Source organism: Jatrophihabitans sp., from assembly GCF_051960575.1.
Taxonomy (GTDB): Bacteria; Actinomycetota; Actinomycetes; order Mycobacteriales; family Jatrophihabitantaceae; genus JBQCEE01.
The window spans coordinates 1-2434 of sequence record NZ_JBQCEE010000090.1 but is presented as its reverse complement, the minus strand read 5'-3'; the positions used below and the strand labels follow the sequence as shown (position 1 = coordinate 2434).

Sequence of the window (2434 nt, the reverse complement as noted above, 5' to 3'; positions counted from 1 at the left end):
CCGGTCGCCGACCCCGTGCCGCCGGTCGACCCGCCCGCACCGCCGGCGCGCGCGGCGTCACGTCGGCGACTGCTCGTCGGGGCGGGCGCGGTCGTCGCGATCCTCGGCGCCGGGGCAGCCGTCGCGGTGGCGGTGAGCGGCGGCGACGACAAGCCCACGGCCGAGCCGACGCTGGACGCCACCACCACCTCGACGACGGCCACCCCGACCACACCACCGGTCTCGACGACCAGCTCGACCCCGAGCAGCGCGGCGCCATCGACCGTGCCACCCGAGCAGGCCTTCTCCGGCCGATTCCGGGTGCACCAGGTGGTGATCTCGACGACCGGATTGCTCCCGACCGTGGCCGACTCGCGCGTCGGCTCGGTGACCGACCGGCAGTGGCGGGTGATCACGGACTGCTCCGGCGGGGCGGCGTGCCGGGCGACGGTGTTCATCACCGGCGGCGGCTCGATCCCGAAGGTCGTGCTGCGTCGTACCGCCACCGGCTGGCAGGGCAGTGCGCACTTCGTCGACCAATGTGTGAGCCAGACCGACGGCGCCGTGATCGGCGACGTGCGGCGCACGATCGTCTACGCGGTGGTGGCACCGCCCGGCTCGACCCTGCCGAAGCAGTTCACGGGTACCCAGGACGACACCGGCCCGGCGATCCCGCGCTGCCCTGCGGTGCACGTCGTCAAGCGGGTCGTCATCACCAGGGTCGGCTGACGACGATCAGGACGGCCTGATCCGCTCGGGCTTCGCTCAACGCTGGTCAAGATCGTCTACAGCAGCCATGATCGGAGGGCGTCGGCCCTGGGTACCGACGTCGGTGATCGGGGGCCGCGTGGGCATGCTGGACAAGGGCGGCAACGTCGCGATCTCAGGCCGTCCGCTGCAGCTGCAGGTGACCGGTCCTGCGGGCCGAGCCGCGCCGGATCTCGTGGTGCTCGCCGTGCAACCGGACGGTCGGGTGCGGTCTGACGCGGACCTCATCTTCTTCAACCAGCCCGAGTCATCGGACGGGGCGGTGCGGCTGACGGCGGCCGGCCTGTCCATCGACCCCGCGCGCGTCAGCACCGGGATCGACCGCCTCGTCGTCGCGGTGGCCCTCGACTCGCCGCTGCTCTCGCATGACGAGCTCCATTTGAGCGTGCTCGATCAGGCGTCGTCGCACGAGCTCGTCATCAGCGGCCTGGCCGGCGAACGCGCCGTCATGCTGGGTGAGGTCTATCGGCGAGAGGGCCGCTGGAAGCTGCGCAACGTCGGTCAGGGTTACGCAGCAGGGCTGGCGGGGCTCGCGCGCGCCCACGGGGTCGTGGTCGACGACGAGCCGGCCGCGCCGAACCCGACCCCGGTGGTCCGTCCTCTCCCGTCGTCGGTTCCCTCACCGGCGCCGCCGCGCGTCGCCATGCCTCTGACACCGTGGCCACAGCACGTCGAGCCGACACCGGCGACGACACCGCTGTCCACACCGCGTCCCTCGCCGGTCCTGCCGCCGGCACCCCTGCCGCCGCCACCCCCGATGCGAGAAGCGCGGCCCTGGTTCAAGCGGCCGAAGCCGCTGGCTGCCGCGGCCGCGGTGGTGATCGTCGGCGCGGCGCTGGCGTCGAACAACTCCGACGACGACAGCGGGCACACGTTGTCGTCCGCACGGTCGCCGTCGGCCTCGACGCCGCGGTCGACTGCACCGCTGCCCACGAGCGCGCAGACGAGCCGGACGCCGTCACCCGGCGCCACGACGGCGCCGCGTTCGGCGGCCGAACGATCGCTGCTGGCGGGACTGGCACGCATTGATCCTGCGTACCAGCATGCCGCGGACACCTCGCTGCGCCGTGCAGGCGGCGTCTGCACGCGGATGCATGCCTCAGGCACCGCCGGCGTCCTCATCAACTACACGAGCAGTGCCTTCGGCGTGGCCGGCGGCCCGATCGACGGCAGCCGCGCAAGGCAGATCATCCGGCTGATCAACGCCACGACCTGCCCGGGGGCGATCCTCACCACCCACCCCACGCGGCAGCCGCTCGTACCGACCGTCCGGCCGACGACGACCCCGACTGCGCCAGTGCCGATCCCGATCGAGACCGACGTCTACTACGCCAACTGCACCGAGGCGAGGGCCGCGGGTGCGGCGCCGATCTACCGGGGGGATCCCGGGTACTCGTCCAAGCTCGATCGCGACGGCGATGGCGTCGCCTGCGAGTAGCGCGCACACCAGCATCAGCGTGCGAGCGATGTCGGTGCCTCCACCGACCGAATTGGCCTGTGGCGACGCCGGCAGCGAGACGTCGATCGTCTCGACGGTTCAGTCGAGCCCGGGGTCGTCGTCGGGTGTGGTGTCGAGCCGCAGATCCTGGTCGGGGTCGAAGTGGCGGCGGAGTCGGTTGAACCGTGGTGTTCGTTCGGGGTCGAGCCAGGCGGGTGGTCGCCAGCCGACTCTGCCGTTGATCATGAC

At 72.2% G+C, this 2434-nt stretch carries 1 protein-coding gene and 1 pseudogene; both read left to right on the top strand.

The annotated features are described in order from the left end of the window. Nucleotides 1–708: pseudogene (locus ACTHMS_RS04630) on the top strand (hypothetical protein); the annotation flags it as partial. Nucleotides 709–832: 124 nt separating this feature from the next. Continuing rightward, the gene (locus ACTHMS_RS04625) at nucleotides 833–2185 is read left to right on the top strand and encodes a TerD family protein (protein ID WP_440305497.1); all 1353 of its coding nucleotides are present in this window, start codon (nucleotides 833–835) and stop codon (nucleotides 2183–2185) included. The last annotated feature ends 249 nt before the right edge of the window (nucleotides 2186–2434 follow it).

Coding starts and splice junctions, on each gene's coding strand:
- ACTHMS_RS04625 (WP_440305497.1), top strand. CDS start 833: ATGCTGGACAAGGGCGGCAACGTCGCGATCTCAGGCCGTCCGCTGCAG.